Source organism: Brevundimonas bullata (assembly GCF_003350205.1).
Lineage (GTDB): Bacteria > Pseudomonadota > Alphaproteobacteria > Caulobacterales > Caulobacteraceae > Brevundimonas > Brevundimonas bullata.
Genome location: NZ_QLLC01000003.1, coordinates 131,933 through 148,730, shown reverse-complemented (window position 1 = coordinate 148,730; position 16,798 = coordinate 131,933). Strand labels below are relative to the sequence as shown.

General features: G+C 66.9%; 16 protein-coding genes. 3 read left to right on the top strand and 13 right to left on the bottom strand.

The annotated features are described in order from the left end of the window. Positions 1 to 115: 115 nt before the first annotated feature. From DXK21_RS02560 to DXK21_RS02535, 6 genes are all read right to left on the bottom strand, one after another. Positions 116 to 1,354, bottom strand: coding sequence for a cation:proton antiporter domain-containing protein (locus DXK21_RS02560; protein ID WP_114816208.1), 1,239 nt, complete (start codon positions 1,352 to 1,354; stop codon positions 116 to 118). A 666-nt stretch (positions 1,355 to 2,020) separates the two neighbouring features. Next, on the bottom strand, positions 2,021 to 3,931 hold the full coding sequence (gene dxs, locus DXK21_RS02555) for a 1-deoxy-D-xylulose-5-phosphate synthase (protein WP_162790560.1): 1,911 nt from the start codon (positions 3,929 to 3,931) through the stop codon (positions 2,021 to 2,023). 71 nt (positions 3,932 to 4,002) lie between these two features. Then, positions 4,003 to 4,566 (bottom strand): demethoxyubiquinone hydroxylase family protein, encoded by a 564-nt coding sequence (locus tag DXK21_RS02550; RefSeq protein ID WP_114816207.1) that lies wholly within the window; start codon positions 4,564 to 4,566, stop codon positions 4,003 to 4,005. Between the two features lie 5 nt (positions 4,567 to 4,571). Beyond that, positions 4,572 to 5,444 (bottom strand): polyprenyl synthetase family protein, encoded by an 873-nt coding sequence (locus DXK21_RS02545; protein WP_114816226.1) that lies wholly within the window; start codon positions 5,442 to 5,444, stop codon positions 4,572 to 4,574. A 49-nt stretch (positions 5,445 to 5,493) separates the two neighbouring features. Then, entirely contained in the window at positions 5,494 to 5,751 is a 258-nt protein-coding gene (locus DXK21_RS02540; protein WP_114816206.1) for an exodeoxyribonuclease VII small subunit, read from the bottom strand. 71 nt (positions 5,752 to 5,822) lie between these two features. After that, complete coding sequence (locus tag DXK21_RS02535) at positions 5,823 to 6,461, bottom strand: histidine phosphatase family protein (RefSeq protein ID WP_114816205.1); 639 nt, start codon at positions 6,459 to 6,461, stop codon at positions 5,823 to 5,825. A 210-nt stretch (positions 6,462 to 6,671) separates the two neighbouring features. Here DXK21_RS02535 and DXK21_RS02530 point away from each other — a divergent pair, with 210 nt between their 5' ends. The 3 genes from DXK21_RS02530 (at position 6,672) to DXK21_RS02520 (ending at position 9,863) form a co-directional block, all read left to right on the top strand. After that, positions 6,672 to 7,199 carry a GNAT family N-acetyltransferase gene (locus DXK21_RS02530; RefSeq protein ID WP_114816225.1) on the top strand — a complete coding sequence of 176 codons (528 nt, stop codon included), beginning with the start codon at positions 6,672 to 6,674 and terminating at the stop codon, positions 7,197 to 7,199. 21 nt (positions 7,200 to 7,220) lie between these two features. Continuing rightward, the gene (locus DXK21_RS02525) at positions 7,221 to 8,399 is read left to right on the top strand and encodes a vWA domain-containing protein (protein ID WP_114816204.1); all 1,179 of its coding nucleotides are present in this window, start codon (positions 7,221 to 7,223) and stop codon (positions 8,397 to 8,399) included. Positions 8,400 to 8,498: 99 nt separating this feature from the next. After that, complete coding sequence (locus DXK21_RS02520; protein WP_211305953.1) at positions 8,499 to 9,863, top strand: serine hydrolase; 1,365 nt, start codon at positions 8,499 to 8,501, stop codon at positions 9,861 to 9,863. A gap of 69 nt (positions 9,864 to 9,932) precedes the next feature. Here DXK21_RS02520 and DXK21_RS02515 read toward each other — a convergent pair whose 3' ends face one another. The 7 genes from DXK21_RS02515 to bla all read right to left on the bottom strand — a co-directional run bounded on the left by DXK21_RS02515 (position 9,933) and on the right by bla (position 16,797). Next, positions 9,933 to 10,115, bottom strand: coding sequence for a CsbD family protein (locus DXK21_RS02515; RefSeq protein WP_114816203.1), 183 nt, complete (start codon positions 10,113 to 10,115; stop codon positions 9,933 to 9,935). A 66-nt stretch (positions 10,116 to 10,181) separates the two neighbouring features. Further along, positions 10,182 to 10,637: an NUDIX domain-containing protein gene (locus DXK21_RS02510; RefSeq protein WP_114816202.1), complete on the bottom strand. Its 456-nt coding sequence runs from the start codon at positions 10,635 to 10,637 to the stop codon at positions 10,182 to 10,184. A 39-nt stretch (positions 10,638 to 10,676) separates the two neighbouring features. After that, the gene (locus tag DXK21_RS02505) at positions 10,677 to 11,720 is read right to left on the bottom strand and encodes a sensor histidine kinase (RefSeq protein ID WP_114816201.1); all 1,044 of its coding nucleotides are present in this window, start codon (positions 11,718 to 11,720) and stop codon (positions 10,677 to 10,679) included. Beyond that, complete coding sequence (locus DXK21_RS02500; RefSeq protein ID WP_114816200.1) at positions 11,717 to 12,139, bottom strand: response regulator; 423 nt, start codon at positions 12,137 to 12,139, stop codon at positions 11,717 to 11,719. Before DXK21_RS02500 ends, DXK21_RS02505 begins: the two co-directional genes overlap by 4 nt. Further along, positions 12,136 to 13,668: a sensor histidine kinase gene (locus tag DXK21_RS02495; protein WP_114816199.1), complete on the bottom strand. Its 1,533-nt coding sequence runs from the start codon at positions 13,666 to 13,668 to the stop codon at positions 12,136 to 12,138. Before DXK21_RS02495 ends, DXK21_RS02500 begins: the two co-directional genes overlap by 4 nt. Before the next feature lie 55 nt (positions 13,669 to 13,723). Next, positions 13,724 to 15,808 (bottom strand): flagellar biosynthesis protein FlhA, encoded by a 2,085-nt coding sequence (gene flhA, locus DXK21_RS02490; protein WP_245945073.1) that lies wholly within the window; start codon positions 15,806 to 15,808, stop codon positions 13,724 to 13,726. A gap of 68 nt (positions 15,809 to 15,876) precedes the next feature. Then, entirely contained in the window at positions 15,877 to 16,797 is a 921-nt protein-coding gene (gene bla, locus DXK21_RS02485) for a class A beta-lactamase (RefSeq protein WP_114816197.1), read from the bottom strand. Between the last annotated feature and the right edge of the window lies 1 nt (position 16,798).

The window sequence follows — 16,798 nt, the reverse complement described above, 5'->3', positions numbered from 1 at the left end:
CGTAACTAACCCAAGGACTCTGGTCGCCGCTGGATGAAAACTCAGAGGCACGTCACCCCCTGTCAGGACGCGGATGCGGAAGAGGCCCGGTGAGCGATCATCGGGCCTCTTTTCATTACATCACCTCGGCCAGGGCCGCCTTGGGTTCGACCTCTACCTTTTTCGCCGCCGGCGGGACCCGCCCGCCGATCCGGTCGATCAGGGCGAAGACGAAGGGGTTGAGCGAGATCGACAGCAGGGCCGAAGCCAGGATCAGGTCGTGGGTCTCCCGGCTCATGGCGCCCAGGGACACGGAGGTGGCGGCCAGGATGAAGGAGAACTCCCCGATCTGGGCCAGGCTGGCGGCGACGGTCAGGCTGGTCGCCCGGTCCAGCTTGAAGGCCGTGGTGATGGCCAGGGCCGCCAGCGACTTGCCGATGATGACGATGCCCAGCACGCCGAGCACCGCCAGAGGCTCGCGCACCAGAATGGTCGGGTCGAACAGCATCCCGACAGAGACAAAAAAGAGCACGGCGAAGGCGTCGCGCAACGGCAGCGACCGCTCGGCGGCGTTGTGGCCCAGGGGCGAGCTGTTCAGCACCAGACCAGCCAGGAAGGCGCCGAGGGCGAAGGAGTGGAACAGGTAGTAGGCGACCCAGGCGATCCCCAGGGCGATGGCCAGCACGCCCAGGGTGAACAGTTCGCGCGACTTGGTGTGGGCGATGCGCACCAGCACCCAGGGCAGAACCTTGGCGCCCACGACCAGCATGATGCTGACGAAGCCCGCCACCTTGATCAGGGTCCAGCCGATGGACTTGGCCAGTTCGGCGCCGCTCAAGGCCTCGCCCGGCGCGATGATCAGCAGCGGCAGCATGACCAGGGCGACGACGATGACCAGGTCCTCGACGATCAGCCAGCCCATGGCGATGCGGCCGGCGTCGCTCTTGAGTTGTTTGCGTTCTTCCAGCGCCCGCAGCAGCACCACGGTCGAGGCGACCGACAGCGAGAAGCCCAGCAGCAGGGCCTCCACGTCGCCGAGCCCCAGCAGGAAGCGGCCCAGGCCCCAGCCCAGCACGGTGGCGGCGCCGATCTGGACCAGGGCGCCGGGGATGGCGACCTTGCGCACCTTCATCAGATCCGCCGCCGAGAAGTGCAGCCCGACCCCAAACATCAGCAGGATGACGCCGATCTCGGCCAGCTGCGGCGCCAGTTCCGTGTCCGCGACAAACCCGCCCGTGTAGGGGCCGACGATGACCCCGGCCACCAGATAACCGACCAGAGGCGACAACTTCAGCCGATTGGCCAACATGCCGAACACGAAGGCGAGGACGAAGCCTCCGACCAGGGTGATAATCAGGCTGTCGGCATGCGGCATCGGCGCTCCTGCGTCGGTGAAGGTTCTTCTGGGGCTGGAAACCTCAAACTGGGGGCGAGACGCCGCCACGGCAAGGCTTTCATCGCCATTTTACCGGGACGAAACCGATTGGAAACAGTCAAAGTTGCGTGCGCGACGACGGGTCGCGGAATGACGCAGTTTCTCCCTCCCCTTCATGGGGAGGGCGTGGTGATGCGGACGCGGCGCGTGATGCGCCGAAGCGCCCCCACCCGTCTGGCGCTGCGCGCCAGCCACCCTCCCCTTGCGACGGGACGAGGGAAGGATGCGGCAGGTTGAGGGCGGGGCGAGCAGATGGGGGCTGGCGGCGACCAGTTCCGCTGATTTTCAGGGATTGGCGGGGCGGGGTGCGATGGTTCTAGCTTTTCACCGCTCATCCCGGCGGACGCCGGGACCCCGTGAGAGCCTCACGCGCGGCGTTCGCAGCCAAAGGACTGGACCCCGGCGTCCGCCGGGGTGAGCGGGAGGGGAGCGTCTTTCCTTCTCCCCTTGCGGGAGAAGGTGGGCCCGAAGGGCTCGGATGGGGGGGCGCGCGACGGCGGCCACGGGCCTCAGTTCAACGCGTAGGGAGACCCCTCATCCGTCAGCCCCCGGATCAAGTCCGAGGACTGCCACCTTCTCCCACGAGGGAGAATGATTCTTGGAGCGTTACGCCCGCACGGCGCGGCTGGCGTCGACGCCGAGGGCGGTCAGGGCGGTGGCGGCGATGTGGTCGGCGTCGAGGCCGGCCTGGGCGTACATGATCTCGGGCTTGTCCTGATCCTGGAAGACGTCGGGCAGGGTCAGGGTGCGGATCTTGAGGCCCGAATCCAGCGCGCCCTTCTCGGCCAGCAGTTGCAGGACGAAGGCGCCGAAGCCGCCCATGGCGCCCTCTTCCACCGTGATCAGGCATTCATGCTCGCGCGCCAGACGCAGGATCATGTCGGCGTCCAAGGGCTTGGCGAAGCGGGCGTCGGCGACGGTGGCCGAGACCCCGCGCGCGGCCAGCAGGTCGGCGGCTTTCAGCGATTCTTGCAGGCGGGTGCCCAGCGACAGGATGGCGACCGACGTGCCTTCGCGGACGATGCGGCCCTTGCCGATCTCCAGCGGGGCGGCCAGTTCGGGAATCTCGACGCCGACGCCGTCGCCGCGCGGATACCTGAACGCCGAGGGGCGGTCGTCGATGGCCAGGGAGGTCGAGATCATGGCGGCCAGTTCCGCCTCGTCGGCGGCGGCCATCAGCACCATGCCGGGCAGAGCCCCCATGAAGCCGATATCGAAACTGCCGGCGTGGGTCGCGCCGTCGGCGCCGACCAGACCGGCCCTGTCCATGGCGAAGCGCACCGGCAGGGACTGGATCGCCACGTCGTGGACGACCTGGTCATAGCCGCGCTGAAGGAAGGTCGAATAGATGGCGCAGACCGGCTTCATCCCGTCGGCGGCCAGACCGGCGGCGAAGGTGACGGCGTGCTGCTCGGCGATGCCGACGTCGAAGGTGCGGTCGGGGAAGGCCTGACCGAACAGGTCCAGTCCCGTGCCGGTGGGCATGGCTGCGGTGATGGCCACGATGCTGGGGTCGGTCAGGGCGTGCTTGATCAGCTCAGTGCCGAAGACCTTGGTGTAGCTGGGCGCGTTGGAGACGGCCTTGGCCTGCTTGCCCGAGACCACGTCGAACTTGACCACGCCGTGGTATTTGTCGGCGCTGTCCTCGGCCGGGGCGTAGCCCTTGCCCTTTTGCGTCACGACGTGGACCAGCACCGGACGGTCGGTGATGGCGGCGGCGTTTTTCAGGATGGGGACCAGATTCTCCATGTCGTGACCGTCGATCGGCCCGATGTAGTAGAAGCCCAGCTCCTCGAAGAAGGTGCCGCCGACGATCATGCCGCGGGCGTATTCCTCGGCCTTGCGCGCCGCGTCGCGGAAGGGGCGCGGCATGTGGTCGACGAACTTCTTCCCGACCTTTCGGATGTTCTGATAGGCGCCGCCCGAGACCTGCTTGGCCAGATAGGCGCTCATGCCGCCGACGGGCGGGGCGATCGACATGTCGTTGTCGTTCAGCACCACCATCAGCTGGCCGCTGGTGGCCTCGGCGGCGTTGTTCATCGCCTCATAGGCCATGCCCGCTGACATCGAACCGTCGCCGATGACGGCCACGACGCGGTTCTTCTCGCCCTTGGCGTCGCGGGCGGCGGCGAAGCCCAAGGCCGCCGAAATCGAGGTCGAGGCGTGGGCCGCGCCGAAGGGGTCGTATTCGCTCTCGGCCCGCTTGGTGAAGCCCGACAGGCCGCCGCCCTGACGCAGGGTGCGGATGCGGTCGCGACGCCCGGTCAGAATCTTGTGCGGATAGCACTGATGGCCGACGTCCCAGATCAGGATGTCCTTCGGCGTCTCAAACACATGGTGCAGCGCGACCGTCAGCTCGACCACGCCGAGCGCCGAGCCCAGATGGCCTCCGGTGACGGAGACGGCGTCGATGGTCTCGGTCCGCACATCGTCGGCCAACTGCTTCAGCCGCGCGATATCGAACCCGCGCATGTCGGCGGGAACGGTGACGGTGTCGAGAACGGGAGTATCAGGCATCAGAGACATCTAGTCCGGGATCGGCATTCAAGCGAGTGTCCATGTCGTCGCCATGGGCATGACGCAAGCTGTTAAACGACGGCGTCGGTGGCCAGTTGCCGGGCAAGCCGCGTTGAATCGCCTCGTGTGGACAGCCAAGTCAACGTTTCGGTCGCATGGCCGATGGTGCTTTCGAGCCAAGCAAAGCCATGGCCGCTGCGATGAGTCGCCGCATAACGAATATGCTCCTGCTCCTCGATCTGGATGCCTTCGATAGCGCTGCAAAGCTCTTCATCTCGCAATGAGGACCACCGAATTTGGTCATCGAGATGTCGATGAACCGTTCGCTCGACAGCCTCTGTGCAGGCTAGAATGGCTTCGCGTCCGAGCGCGCCCGAGATCAAGCCGAGCCCGGCGCCGCCAACCGCCCATATCCACATCATTCGACAGGGCTTGCCCTGACGCGAAGGCATCAGGCTGCGAAATCGCGCTCGATGACTGCGCTCGTGGACCAGAGCTTCGTTCAGAAAAGGCAGAAGGTCTGGGGCACGAAAACGCGCCGCCACGATCTGAGCGCTGTATATGCAGATAGCGCCGTGTTCACCACCGTGATTGACCCTGAGGATACGCGCCGCAATCGACGTGTTCCACGTCATGCCCGTCAGGACCTGCGCTTGAGCACAAAATCCACGCTGGCCTTGAGGATTTCGGCCTCGTGGCCGAACAGGTCAAGGTGGGAGCGGGCCTGATCGGCCAAGTGCGCGACCCTGTGACGCGCCGCGTCGACGCCCAGCAGGGTGACGAAATTGGTCTTGCCCAGCGCCGCGTCCTTGCCGCCGGCGGCCTTGCCCATCTCTTCGGCCGAGCCTTCCGCGTCCAGAACATCGTCGATGATCTGATAGGCCAGGCCCAGGTCGTGGGCGAAACTGGTCAGGGCGTGCCAGGCGTCTTCGCCGCCGCGCGAGATGATCAGCGGGATCTCGAAGGCGTAGGCGAACAGGGCGCCGGTCTTCAACCGCTGCATCCGGGCGACGCCGCCCAGGTCGTCGCGGACGCCCAGCAGGTCGATCATCTGACCGCCCGCCATGCCGCGCGCGCCCGACGCAAATGACAGGCGGCGGGCCAGCTCGCAGCGTACGCCTGCGTCGTCGTGGGTGTCTTCGTCCAGGATGATGTCGAAGGCGGCGGTTTGCAGGGCGTCGCCGGCCAGGATGGCGGTCGCTTCATCATAGGCGATGTGCAGGGTCGGACGGCCGCGCCGCACCTTGTCGTCGTCCATGGCCGGCAGATCGTCGTGCACCAGGGAATAGGCGTGGACGCATTCCAGGGCGCAGGCGGCGCGCAGAACGGCCTGCTCGTCCACTTGCAGCATCCGGCCCGCCTCGATGGCGAAGAAGGGGCGCAGGCGCTTACCCGGGCCGAGAGCGGCGTAGCGCATGGCCTCGGTCAGGCGCGATTCGGGGCCGTCGGCGCGGGGCAGCAGTTCGTCGAGGGCGACCGTGACCAGATCGGCGATCTCGCCCACCCGGTCGATGACGGCCTGTTCCGGGGAGTTGGCGGCGAGCAGGGTCACAGCGGCGCCGTCAGCCGAACTCGGCGGGTTCGACGCCCTTGGCCTGGCCGTCGGCGCCGACGACGATCTTCTCGACGCGCAGTTGGGCAGCTTTTAGCCGGGCCTCGCAGTGGGCCTTGAGGCGCGCGCCCTCTTCGTACAGGGCGATGGATTCTTCCAGCGGGGCCTGGCCCGATTCCAGGCGCGAGACGATGCCCTCCAGACGCGACAGGGCGTCCTCGAAGCTGAGATCGGCGGAAACGGCGGGGGAAGCGGGGGCGTCGGTCATGATGCGGGCAACCTAGAGACGCCCGCGCGGCGCATCAACGACGAAAGGCGCCGCACCCGCCCCTTTGGGGCTCAGCGCTTCTCGAAGCGACGCTGGGACCAGTATTTGAAGCCCTGGTTCTCGGCCAGACGCCAGCCGTGGAGCTTCAGCTTCTGGCCGACCATGTGGTTGAAGTAGCCGTGGGCCAGGACCAGGACGTCCTGACCTTCGCTCGCGCGGGCGATCAGGATGCGGGCGGCCTGATCGGCGCGGACCTCGGCCTCGGCGCGGGTTTCCTGGCCTTCGTGGTGGTTGAAGACGTGCCACCAGAAGCGCGAGATCACGCCCCAATAGCGCGGCGACAGCTTGATCCACGAAGGGAAATGCGGCGGCGGCAGGGGCGCCTCGATGAAGAGGGCGTCGACCAGGACCTCGCGGTCGCGGGCCACGGCGCGGGCCGTTTCCTGAGCGCGAAGACGGGATGAGGCGTAGATGGCGCCCGCGCCCTCGGCGGCGCTCAGCAGGGTCTGGGGCGGCGTCTGACCGGCGCGCAGACCGCCGACCTCGTAGCGGCCCCACCAGTCGCGATATTCGTCCGAGGTGATCAGACATTTGCGCGACAGGGCCGGTTCGCCGTGTCGAGCGAGGATAATCGCGCCGAGCGTCGGCGTCGCCTGGGCGGCGGAGGGCGCCTCTGAAGGCGTCGATGCGACGGATTCGGTGTGATTCATGAGTGCGGGAGACGTCATAGCACGGGGAGCGGCCTGTGAAATCAAGGCTTTGGCGTCCCTCAATCCCCCCGAATGCGGTTGACGGGGCAGGCGTGTCGTCCGCCCCTTGGAACATGGTGGTAGCTCCCGCCGCCCGCCCCTGCAACCACCAAGCGATGACAGCCTCGCGAGCCCTCGACCGACACGCCTTGCGGGGCTATGGCCGAAGCCATGACCGAAGCCCTGATCCGCCCCGCCCGACCCGACGACGCCGCCGCCCTGGCCGTGCTGGGGCGACAGACCTTCGTGGACACCTTTGTCGACGGTTTCGGCATCCCCTACCCCGCCGAAGACCTGGCCGCCTTCCTCGACAAGAGCTTCAGCGTCGAGACCATCCAGGCCAAGCTGGCCGAGCCCGGCGCCGCCTGGTGGGTGGCTGACCGCGACGGCGAGATCCTGGGCTTCGCCAACACCGGGCCGAACACCCTGCCCCATCCCGACGCGCGCCCCAGCCACGCCGAACTGCGCCGCCTCTACATCGGCCGCGACGCGCAAGGGTTGGGCCTGGGCACGAAGCTGCTGAAGCTGGCGCTGGACTGGATGGAGGCCCACACCGACGGCCCCCTGTGGGTCGGCGTCTGGAGCGGCAACGAGAAGGCCCAGAAACTGTACGCCGCCTACGGTTTCGAGAAGGCCGGCGAGTACGACTACCCGGTCGGCGCCTGGAACGACCACGAGTTCATCTTGCGGCGCGGCTGATCGCGGCCCAATCTGAATCCCATGCTCCTGCCCTTCTTCACCGCCCTGCGCGAAGCGCGTGTTCCTGTTTCGCTGAAGGAATGGCTCCATCTGATGGAGGCCATGGACAAGGATGTGGCCGGGCGGGAGGTCGAGGCCTTCTACCATCTGTCGCGGGCGGTGCTGGTCAAGGACGAGAAGCACTATGATCGGTTCGATCAGGTCTTCGCCAAGGTGTTCAAGGGGCTGGAGACGGTCGGCGCGGGCGAGGACCTGACCACCGACATCCCCGAGGACTGGCTGCGGCTGCTGACCGAGAAATTCCTGACCGACGAGGAGAAGGCCCAGATCGAGGCGCTCGGCGGGTTCGACAAGCTGATGGAGACGCTGAAACAGCGTCTGGAGGAGCAGAAGGGCCGGCACGAGGGCGGCAACCGCTGGATCGGCACCGGCGGGACCAGCCCCTTTGGTCACGGCGGCTACAACCCCGAGGGCGTGCTCATCGGCGGGCCGGGGAAACAGGGCCGCGCGGTCAAGGTCTGGGAAAAGCGCGAATATCGCAATCTGGACGACAGCGTCGAACTGGGCACCCGCAACATCAAGGTGGCCCTGCGCCGCCTGCGCCGCTTTGCGCGCGAGGGCGCGGCCGAAGAACTGGACATGGACGGCACCATCGACGGCACGGCGCGTCAGGGCTGGCTGGACATCCGCATGCGGCCCGAGCGGCGCAACACCATCAAGGTCCTGCTGTTCCTCGACATCGGCGGGTCGATGGATGGCCATATCAAGCTGTGCGAGGAGCTGTTCTCGGCGGCCAAGACCGAGTTTAAGAATCTGGAATTCTTCTACTTCCATAACTGCCTCTACGAAGGGGTTTGGAAAGACAACCGGCGTCGTCACAACGAGAAGATCCCGACCTGGGACGTGCTGAACAAGTACCCCGGCGACTGGCGCGCCATCTTCGTCGGCGACGCGACCATGTCCCCCTATGAGATCACCATGCCCGGCGGCTCGGTCGAGCACTGGAACGAAGAGGCCGGCGCTGTCTGGCTGAAACGCGCCCGCCAGCAGTGGGACAAGTCGGTCTGGCTGAACCCCGTCACCGAACGCTACTGGAGCTATACCCAGTCGGTCGGCCTGATCCGCGAGGTCATGGATCAGAGGATGTATTCGCTGACGCTGGACGGGCTGGACAAGGCCATGCGGGCGCTGACGCGCTGAGCAACCTTACGCAAAGGTAATCCTGCCGGGTGCATCCGCAGGAGCGGTCCGCCGCCTCTTCCCCCCAAACGCGTGACGGTCACGCTTGGGGGATTTCCAGTGTCTAAGACGGTTGTTTTCGTGGGGCGCATCGCCGCCATAGGGCTGGCGGCGCTGAGCCTATCCGCCATTCCGGCCCTGGCGCAGGACGTGGACAGGATGGATCAGGTCATCCGCGCCTCGGTCGACAAGGATGAGTTCGCGGGGTCGGTGCTGGTGGCGCGCGACGGCGAGGTCCTGCTGGACCGGGGCTATGGCCTGGCCAACCGCGAGTGGAGCGTTCCGAACGCGGGCGACACCAAGTTCCGCCTGGCCTCGGTCAGCAAGCAGTTCACCGCTGTCGCCGTCATGATCCTGAGCGAGCGCGGTCTGGTCGATCTCGACGCGCCGGTGAAGACCTGGCTGCCGGACGCGCCTGCCGCTTGGGACGGGGTGACGGTGCGGCGCCTGCTGAACCACACGGCGGGCGTGCCGGACTTCACCCGCCTTGCCGACTATGGGGCGCTGAAGACGCAGGCCACGACGGTGGAGGCTCTGATCGCGCGGTTCCGCGACCGACCGCTCGATTTCCAGCCGGGCGAGAAGTACGCCTATTCCAACTCCGGCTATGTCGTGCTGACCGCCGTGATCGAGAAGGTCAGCGAGAAATCCTATGCCGACTTCGTCACCGAGACCCTGTTCCAGCCCTTGGGCATGAGCGACAGCGGTTACGACGACCACGCCGTCGTCTTGTCGCGTCGGGCCTCGGGCTATGTGTCGAGCGCGGACGGGGTGGAGAACGCCGACTATGTGGACATGAGCGTGCCGCAGGGCGCGGGCGGGCTCTATTCGACGACGCGCGACCTGTTGAAATGGGAACAGGGCCTGTTCGGCGGCCAGTTGCTGCGCCTGCAGTCCATGGTCGAGCTGACCACGCCCGGCCGCAACGACTACGCCCTGGGCCTGGTGGTCAAGAAGGACGGCGGGGCCGCCACCATCAGCCATTCCGGCGGGATCGAAGGGTTCAACACTTACATGGCCTATGACCCCGACAAGCGGATGACGGTCATCGTCCTGGGCAACCTCAACGGGGCGGCGCCGGACAAGATCGGCGGCGACCTGATGACCCTGGCGCGCGGCGGGACCGTGACCCTGCACGGCGAGCATCAGGCCGTCGTGCTGTCGCCCGAAATGCTGCGGGCCTATGAAGGGGTCTTTGAACTGGCGCCCAACTTCGCCCTGATGTTGAGCGTCGTGGACGGCAGGCTGATGGCGCAGGCGACGGGGCAGCAGCCGCTGGAACTGTCGGCGGAAGCGGCCGACGCCTTTTTCCTCAGCGCCATGGACGCCCAGATCACCTTCACCCGCGACGCGGCGGGGGCCATCGAGGGTCTGGTCCTGCATCAGGGCGGGCGCGAGATGCCGGCGAAGAAGAAGCGGGCCTGACGCCGGTCCCCGAGCGTGAAAAAGCCGCCGCTCCTTTCTGGAACGGCGGCCTGATCGGTGCAAACGGGGTTAGTTGCGGCCGTCGCGCAAGGTGTCCTTGAGGCCGCCGACGGCGTTCTGGACCTTGCCTTCGACCTGCTCGGCGCGGCCTTCGGCCTTCAGTTTTTCGTCGCCGGTCACCTTGCCGGCGGCTTCCTTGATCTTGCCGCCGATGTTCTTGGCGGCGCCTTCGATACGGTCATGATCAGGCATGGGAACCCTCTGTAATGACGCCGTCGGACTGACGACGCTTCGACAGAAACAACCGTTCCCGCGCCGTCAGGTTCCCTGAATTCTTGACCGCAGCCATTTGGCGACGGCCCAGGCGTGAGCTTCGTGGCGCAGGTGAGAGAGGGCTTCCAGCGGGTCCAGCCAGACCAGTTCGTGGTCGGCCTCGCACTGGGTCGAGGCGTCGAAGCCGGTGACGCGGGCGGTCCAGAACCCCCCGGCGTTGTTGACGGGCGAGCCGTCGGTCTTGCGGAAATACTGGGCGGCTTCGGCCAGACGGTCCTCAGGCTGGACGATCAGGCCGGTCTCCTCGGCGAACTCTCGCACCAGGGCCTGTTGCTCGCTTTCCTCGCCGTCGACGGCGCCGCCGGGCAGGTCGAAATAGCTGCCCTCGCCGCGATCCACGCGCACGCAGGCCAGCTTGCCGTCCTGTTCGACCAGACCGAAGGTCGCAGCGCGGTGGAGGTAGTCGAGGCCGGGTCGGGCCGTTCCAAACTGAAGCTTCATTACGCCAGACTAACGCGCGTCGAAGCCGATGCGAAAGGGCTAAAGGTCGAAGACCATTTGCGCCCGCACGCCGCGGTGCTCGGCGTCGAACTGAACCGCCGAACGCAGACCGCTGGCCATGGCGGACACGATCTTGGCGCCCAGGCCCGTGCCCTTGGGCGCGCCGTCGCCCAGGCCGGGTCCATCGTCCTCGACGGTCAGGATGGCGCGGCCATCGGGGGCGGCTTCGAGCACGACGCGGATTTCACCGCCCTCCCCCGGCGCATAGGCGTATTTGACGGCGTTGGTGACCAGTTCGGTGACGATAACGCCGAGAGACACCGCCTGGTCCGTCGTGACCCGCATGGGTTCGGCGCGCAGGCTCAGACGGGGCGAGCCGCCCTCGGGGCTGGTGTCGGGTCCGATCGACTTGCCCAGTTCCTCGACCAGGCCGGTCAGGTATTCGTCCATCGCCACGGTGGCCAGGTCGGACGAGGTGTAGAGGCGGCGGTGGACGTGGGCCACGGCCTCGATCCGCACCTGGGCCTCGCGCAGGGCCGAACGCGCGCCCTCGTCGGCGAGCTGGCGCAGTTGCAGCGAGATGAAGCTAGAGACCAGTTGCAGGGAGTTGCCGACGCGGTGATTGACCTCGCGCAGCATGGCCTCGGCGCGGTCGCGGGCCAGACGGACCTCTTCCTGGGCCGCTTCGTTCTCGCGCTCCAGACGACGGCGCAGCAGGGCGTCCTCAAGAGCCGAGCGCAGCAGGGCGGTGAAGTCCTCGGACACGTCCTTGATGACATAGTCGGCGGCGCCGGCGCGCAGAGCGGCCACGGCGATGCGTCCGTCCTGCGCCCCGGTGACATAGACCACCGGCGGCGGGCTGGGCAGGTTCAGAATGTCGGGCAGGACGTCCAGCCCCTCGCGGCCCGGCATGTAGTGATCCAGGGCGCAGACGTCGAACGCACCCGCCTGAAGCGCGGCGTATCCGGCGTCGGCGTCGGGGGCGCAGGTCACATCATAGCCGTGGCGGCCCAGTTCCTTCTGGACCAGCCGCGACAGACCCCGGTCGTCGTCGATGTAGAGCAGGCGGATAGGAGCGCTCAAATCTCGGGCGCCTGCATGACGGACAGGAAGAGGCCCAGCTGCTGGATGGCGCCGGCGAAGGCTTCGTAATCCACCGGCTTGGTGATGTAGACGTTGCAGCCCAGATCATAGCAGCGCTGGATTTCGATCTTGTCGTCGGTCGTGGTCAGGATGACGACGGGGGCGCGGCGCAGGCGCTCGTCCGATTTCACCTTTTCCAGGATGTCAGTGCCCGACATGTCCGGCAGGTTGAGGTCCAGCAGGATCAGCAGCGGCCCATGGGCGCGAACCTCGTCGCTGAACAGATAGTCCAGGGCGGCGTCGCCGTGATCGAAGTGAACGATGTCGTTGGCGATGTTGGCGCGGCGGATGTTCTTTTCGATGAGCTTGGCGTGGCCGTGGTCGTCCTCGACCATGACGATCTTCACGGAATGGCTCATAGACGGTCTCCTGCGTCCCCCGACACGATCAATCGTGTGGGGAATTTCAGATGGAATGTCGAGCCTTGTCCCAGCGCGGACTCCAGCTCCATCACCCCGCCGAGGCGGCGCACGCTGTTGCGCACGAAGGCCAGACCCAGGCCTTCGCCCGGCTGATCCTGTTTGCCCGCCCGGCGGAACAGTTCGAAGATGCGTTCGTGGTCGCGCGCCGAGACGCCGCGTCCGTTGTCGGTGATGCGGTAGTGGACGCGCCCGTCGTCGGTCAGTTCGCCATCGACGACGATGCGGATGGGGCGGTCCGGCTGCTGATACTTGACGGCGTTGTCCAGCAGGTTTCCGAAGATCTGCTCGATCGACAGGCGGTCGCTCTCCAGCGTCGGCAGGTCGCGCACCACGATCTCGCCCCCGTTCTCCACGACCTGATGATGCAGGCTGTCGGCGATGGACTGGACCACGGCGGTCATCGGCAGGACCTCGGGCGCCAAGGCCCGCCGCCCCTCTCGCGACAGCTTGAGGATGGCGTTGATCAGCCGGTCCATCTTGGCGGTCGATGCGCGAATGAAGCCGACCGCCTCGGGCACGTCCTCGCGCACGGCGCGGATGGCTTCGGGCTCGATGTCTTCGGGGTGTCGCTCGGCCAGGGTCGTCAGCTGGTGGTCGAAGATCTTGCCGACCTGCTCCAGCTCCGACGTATAGCCCATGATGTTGACCAGGGGCGCGCGCAGGTCGTGGCTGACGATATAGGCGAAGCGCTGGATTTCCTCGTTGGCGCGGGTCAGTTCGGCGGTGCGGTCGCGGACCTGGTTTTCGAGCCCGGCGTTGAGCCGGTCCAGCTCCATACGGGCGCTCTCGATCTCATCGACATAGCGGCGCACCAGCCAGACGCTGATCCCGGCCAGGATTAGGATCAGCAAGGCCGCCAGGGCGTTGACCGAGACCGTCACCGCCGAGGCGCGTTCGGACTGGCGGGTGCGTTCGGCCAGACGCCGGGCCTCGACCGCGTCGATGGCGGTCAGTTCGATCCGCATGGCGTCCATCAGGGCCTTGCCATGACCGCTGCGGATTTGCGACACGGCCTCGCCGATCCGGCCGGTCCGGGTCAGGTCGATGGTGTGGTCCATCAGGGCCATGCGCTGGCGATAGAGGGTCTGAACCCGCGCGATGCGGGGCTTCAGCTCCTTGTCGTCGCCGATCAGGCCGTCCAGACGCGCCAGCACGGCCGGCAGTTGGGCCACGGCGCGGCGATGGACCCCCAGATATTCCGCGCGCGCCGTCAGCATGAAACCGCGCTGCCCCGTCTCGGCGTCGGCCAGCAGGCTGAGCACGTCCTTGGAGGCCAGGCGTACCTGCTGACTGTGATCGACGGTGTCGTTATAGGCCGACGTCCGTTGGATCATGACGAAGGTGGCCGCGTTCACCGCCAGCAGCAGCAGGATGGCCAGGGCCAACAGGGCGATGATCGAACGACTGAGGGTCGGCGTGCGCAGAAAGCCGCCAAAGGTGCGCAGGGCCAGCCGAATGCGTTTCATGACCGCCAGCTTATCGACCGAACCCCTTGAGTCCAGTCGTTAACCTCGATCCCGGTCAGACCGAACCGACGGTCCGAAGGCGGGCCTTGGGGTGGACCTCGTTCTGGCTCATCACCACGGTCTGGCCGCGGAAACGCTCGATGATGGAGCGGACATAGGGACGGACCTGGGGGCCGGTCAGCAGGACGGGATTTTCACCCGACATGGCGGCGCGCTCGAACACGTCGCGGACGTTGCGGATGAAGTCCTGAAGGCGGCTGGGGGCCATGGCCAGCTGCTTGTCCTCGCCGGGGCCGATCAGGCTTTCGGCGAAGGCCTGCTCCCAGTCGGGCGACAGTGTGATGATGGGCAGGGCGCCGTCGTCGCCGCGGTTGGCCCAGCACAGCTGGCGCGCCAGACGGGTGCGGACGTGCTCGACCAGGGTGGTGACGCTGGTGGTGTGGGGCGCGGCCTCGGCCAGGCCCTCCAGGATGGCGGGCAGGTCGCGGATCGAGACCTTTTCCCGCAGCAGGCTTTGCAGCACCCGTTGCAGGGTGGTGACGGTGACGACCGTGGGGATCAGCTCCTCGATCAGCTTGGTCTCTTCGCCCTTCAGTTCATTGAGCAGCTTCTGCACCTCGGCGTAGGACAGCAGCTCGGCCATGTTCTCCTTGAGAATCTCGGTCAGGTGCGTGGTCAGCACCGTCGAGGGATCGACCAGGGTGTAGCCGCGGAAGGTAGCCTCTTCGCGCAGGGATTCGTCGATCCAGGTGGCGGGCAGACCGAAGGCGGGCTCGCGCGTGTGCTCGCCGGGCAGCTCGACCTGACGACCCGCCGGGTCCATGGCCATCAGGGACGACAGGCGCACCTCGCCTGCGCCGGCCTCCATCTCCTTGATGCGGATGGCGTAGCCCTGATTGGGCAGGCGCATGTTGTCGAGGATGCGCACGCTGGGCATGACGAAACCGTATTCCTGAGCCAGCGACCGGCGCAGGGCGCGGATCTGATCGGTCAGGCGACGGCCCTCCAGATCATTGATCAGCGTCAGCAGGGCGTAGCCCAACTCTATCTTGACCTCGTCGATGGTCAGGGCGGTGGAGATCGGCTCCTCGACATCCTCCTTGGGCTTGCCCAGGTCCATAGCCCCCTCGACCACGGCGGGCCTGAGCCGGTTGCGGCCCAGACGCCAAGCCATGAAGCCGGAACCGATGGCCAGGGCGGCGAAGGGGATCAGCGGCATCCCCGGGATCAGGCCGATCAGGCCCGCCGCGCCCGAGACGACGCCCAGCGACACCGGGTTGGTGGCCAGTTGCGCCACCAGGGCCTTGTCCGCCGTGCCCTCGACGCCCGCCTTGGACACCAGGAAGCCGGCGGCGATGGAGATGATGATGGCCGGGACCTGGGTCACAAGGCCATCGCCAATGGTCAGCTGGACATAGGTGTTGGCCGCCTCGCCCACCGGCATCTGGTGTTGCAGCACCCCGATCAGCAGGCCGCCGATGGCGTTGATGAAGGTGATGATCAGGCCGGCTACGGCGTCGCCGCGCACGAACTTGGAGGCGCCGTCCATGGCCCCGAAGAAGGTGGATTCCTGCTCCAGTTCCTTGCGGCGCAGCTTGGCCTGTTCCTCGTCGATCAGGCCGGACGACAGGTCGGCGTCGATGGCCATCTGCTTGCCCGGCATGGAGTCCAGGGTGAAGCGGGCCGAGACCTCGGCGATGCGGGTCGAACCCTTGGTGATGACGACGAAGTTCACCACCAGAACGATGGCGAAGATGATCACCCCGATGATGAAGTTGCCCCCCATCATCAACTGACCGAAGGCGTTGATGACCTCGCCGGCGGACTCGTGACCTTCGTGGCCGTGGGTCAGGATCAGGCGCGTCGAGGCCAGGTTGAGGCCCAGGCGGAACAGGGTCGAAACCAGCAGCACCGTGGGGAAGATGGCGAAGTCCAGCGGCCGCTTCATCATCACGGCCGTCATCAGGATCAGCACGGACGAGACCAGCGAGATCGCCAGCAGCAGGTCCAGAAGCATCTTCGGGACCGGCAGGATCAGCAGCATGATGACGCCGATCACGCCGACCGCCATCATCACCTCGCCGCGCATCACCCAGCCGAGCGCGTCACGCCCGGTGGGGCGCGCATAGCCGTCCTTCATCAGGATCGGCGCATCAACCATGGCGGCGGGCGAAGCTCATCCCGCCTGATGACAGGATTCGCGCGATCTCAGCCATGGCCGAGGGCTTTCAACGCCAGACGGGTGGCGTCGGCGATGACGGCCTCGCGCTGGGCGTCGGTCGAATCCCGCGTGGCGTGGAAATAGACGGCGATGACGATGGGGGCCCCGGCGGGCGGCTGGATCAGGCCGATGTCGTTGGTCGGGCCATAGCCGCCGGTGCCGGTCTTGTGCGCCACGGCCCAGCCGGCGGGCACGCCGGCCTTGATGCGGCCCTGCCCCGTCGGGGTGTCGATCATCCAGCGCATCAGCAGGGCCTTGGAGGCGGCGTTCAGCGGGGTTTCCGGCGAGACCAGCAGGCGGCTGATGTTCTGGACCGACTGGATCGGGGTGATGGTGTCCTTGTCGCCGTCCGCGCGGTTCATCTCGGGCTCGAGACGGTCGACGCGGGTGCTGTCGTCGCCGATGCCGCGATAGAAGGCGCGCAAGGCCTCCAGCCCTCCCATCTCGCGGATCAGGATGTTGGCGGCGGGATTGTCGCTCAGCTCGACCGTGGCCTTCATCAACTGCTCGACCGTCAGGGTCGAGCCGACCGCCGGTTCCGTGGTCGGGGCGTGGTTGATCATGTCGGCGGCGGTGATGGGGATGGCGCGATCCAGCCGCTCCTGCCCGGCCTGGACGCGCAACAGGGTGGCGGCGGCCAGGTACATCTTGAAGGTCGAGCAATAGACGAAGCGCTCGTCGCCGCGCCAGGCGGCGTTGACGCCTGCCGAGGCGACGGCCAGGCCGAGGCGGCCGCCGTGGCGGGCCTCGAGATCCGACAGGTCCAGATCCAGCGCTGCGCCGTCCGCCGCCATGTCGGCGTCGAGATCGGTCTCGGCGGACTTCACCTCGCGCGAGCAGGCGGCCAGGGCCAGAGTCAGCGTCAGGGCGCCGGCTCCCAGGAGGAGGGTTCGACGGTCGGCGCGCATC

What these genes read in the sequence shown, in the direction of transcription:
- DXK21_RS02560 (WP_114816208.1), bottom strand. Translation starts at nt 1,354, where the DNA reads ATGCCGCATGCCGACAGCCTGATTATCACCCTGGTCGGAGGCTTCGTC.
- dxs (WP_162790560.1), bottom strand. Translation starts at nt 3,931, where the DNA reads ATGCCTGATACTCCCGTTCTCGACACCGTCACCGTTCCCGCCGACATG.
- DXK21_RS02550 (WP_114816207.1), bottom strand. Translation starts at nt 4,566, where the DNA reads ATGACGTGGAACACGTCGATTGCGGCGCGTATCCTCAGGGTCAATCAC.
- DXK21_RS02540 (WP_114816206.1), bottom strand. Translation starts at nt 5,751, where the DNA reads ATGACCGACGCCCCCGCTTCCCCCGCCGTTTCCGCCGATCTCAGCTTC.
- DXK21_RS02535 (WP_114816205.1), bottom strand. Translation starts at nt 6,461, where the DNA reads ATGAATCACACCGAATCCGTCGCATCGACGCCTTCAGAGGCGCCCTCC.
- DXK21_RS02530 (WP_114816225.1), top strand. Translation starts at nt 6,672, where the DNA reads ATGACCGAAGCCCTGATCCGCCCCGCCCGACCCGACGACGCCGCCGCC.
- DXK21_RS02525 (WP_114816204.1), top strand. Translation starts at nt 7,221, where the DNA reads ATGCTCCTGCCCTTCTTCACCGCCCTGCGCGAAGCGCGTGTTCCTGTT.
- DXK21_RS02515 (WP_114816203.1), bottom strand. Translation starts at nt 10,115, where the DNA reads ATGCCTGATCATGACCGTATCGAAGGCGCCGCCAAGAACATCGGCGGC.
- DXK21_RS02510 (WP_114816202.1), bottom strand. Translation starts at nt 10,637, where the DNA reads ATGAAGCTTCAGTTTGGAACGGCCCGACCCGGCCTCGACTACCTCCAC.
- DXK21_RS02500 (WP_114816200.1), bottom strand. Translation starts at nt 12,139, where the DNA reads ATGAGCCATTCCGTGAAGATCGTCATGGTCGAGGACGACCACGGCCAC.
- DXK21_RS02495 (WP_114816199.1), bottom strand. Translation starts at nt 13,668, where the DNA reads ATGAAACGCATTCGGCTGGCCCTGCGCACCTTTGGCGGCTTTCTGCGC.
- flhA (WP_245945073.1), bottom strand. Translation starts at nt 15,808, where the DNA reads ATGAAGGACGGCTATGCGCGCCCCACCGGGCGTGACGCGCTCGGCTGG.
- bla (WP_114816197.1), bottom strand. Translation starts at nt 16,797, where the DNA reads ATGCGCGCCGACCGTCGAACCCTCCTCCTGGGAGCCGGCGCCCTGACG.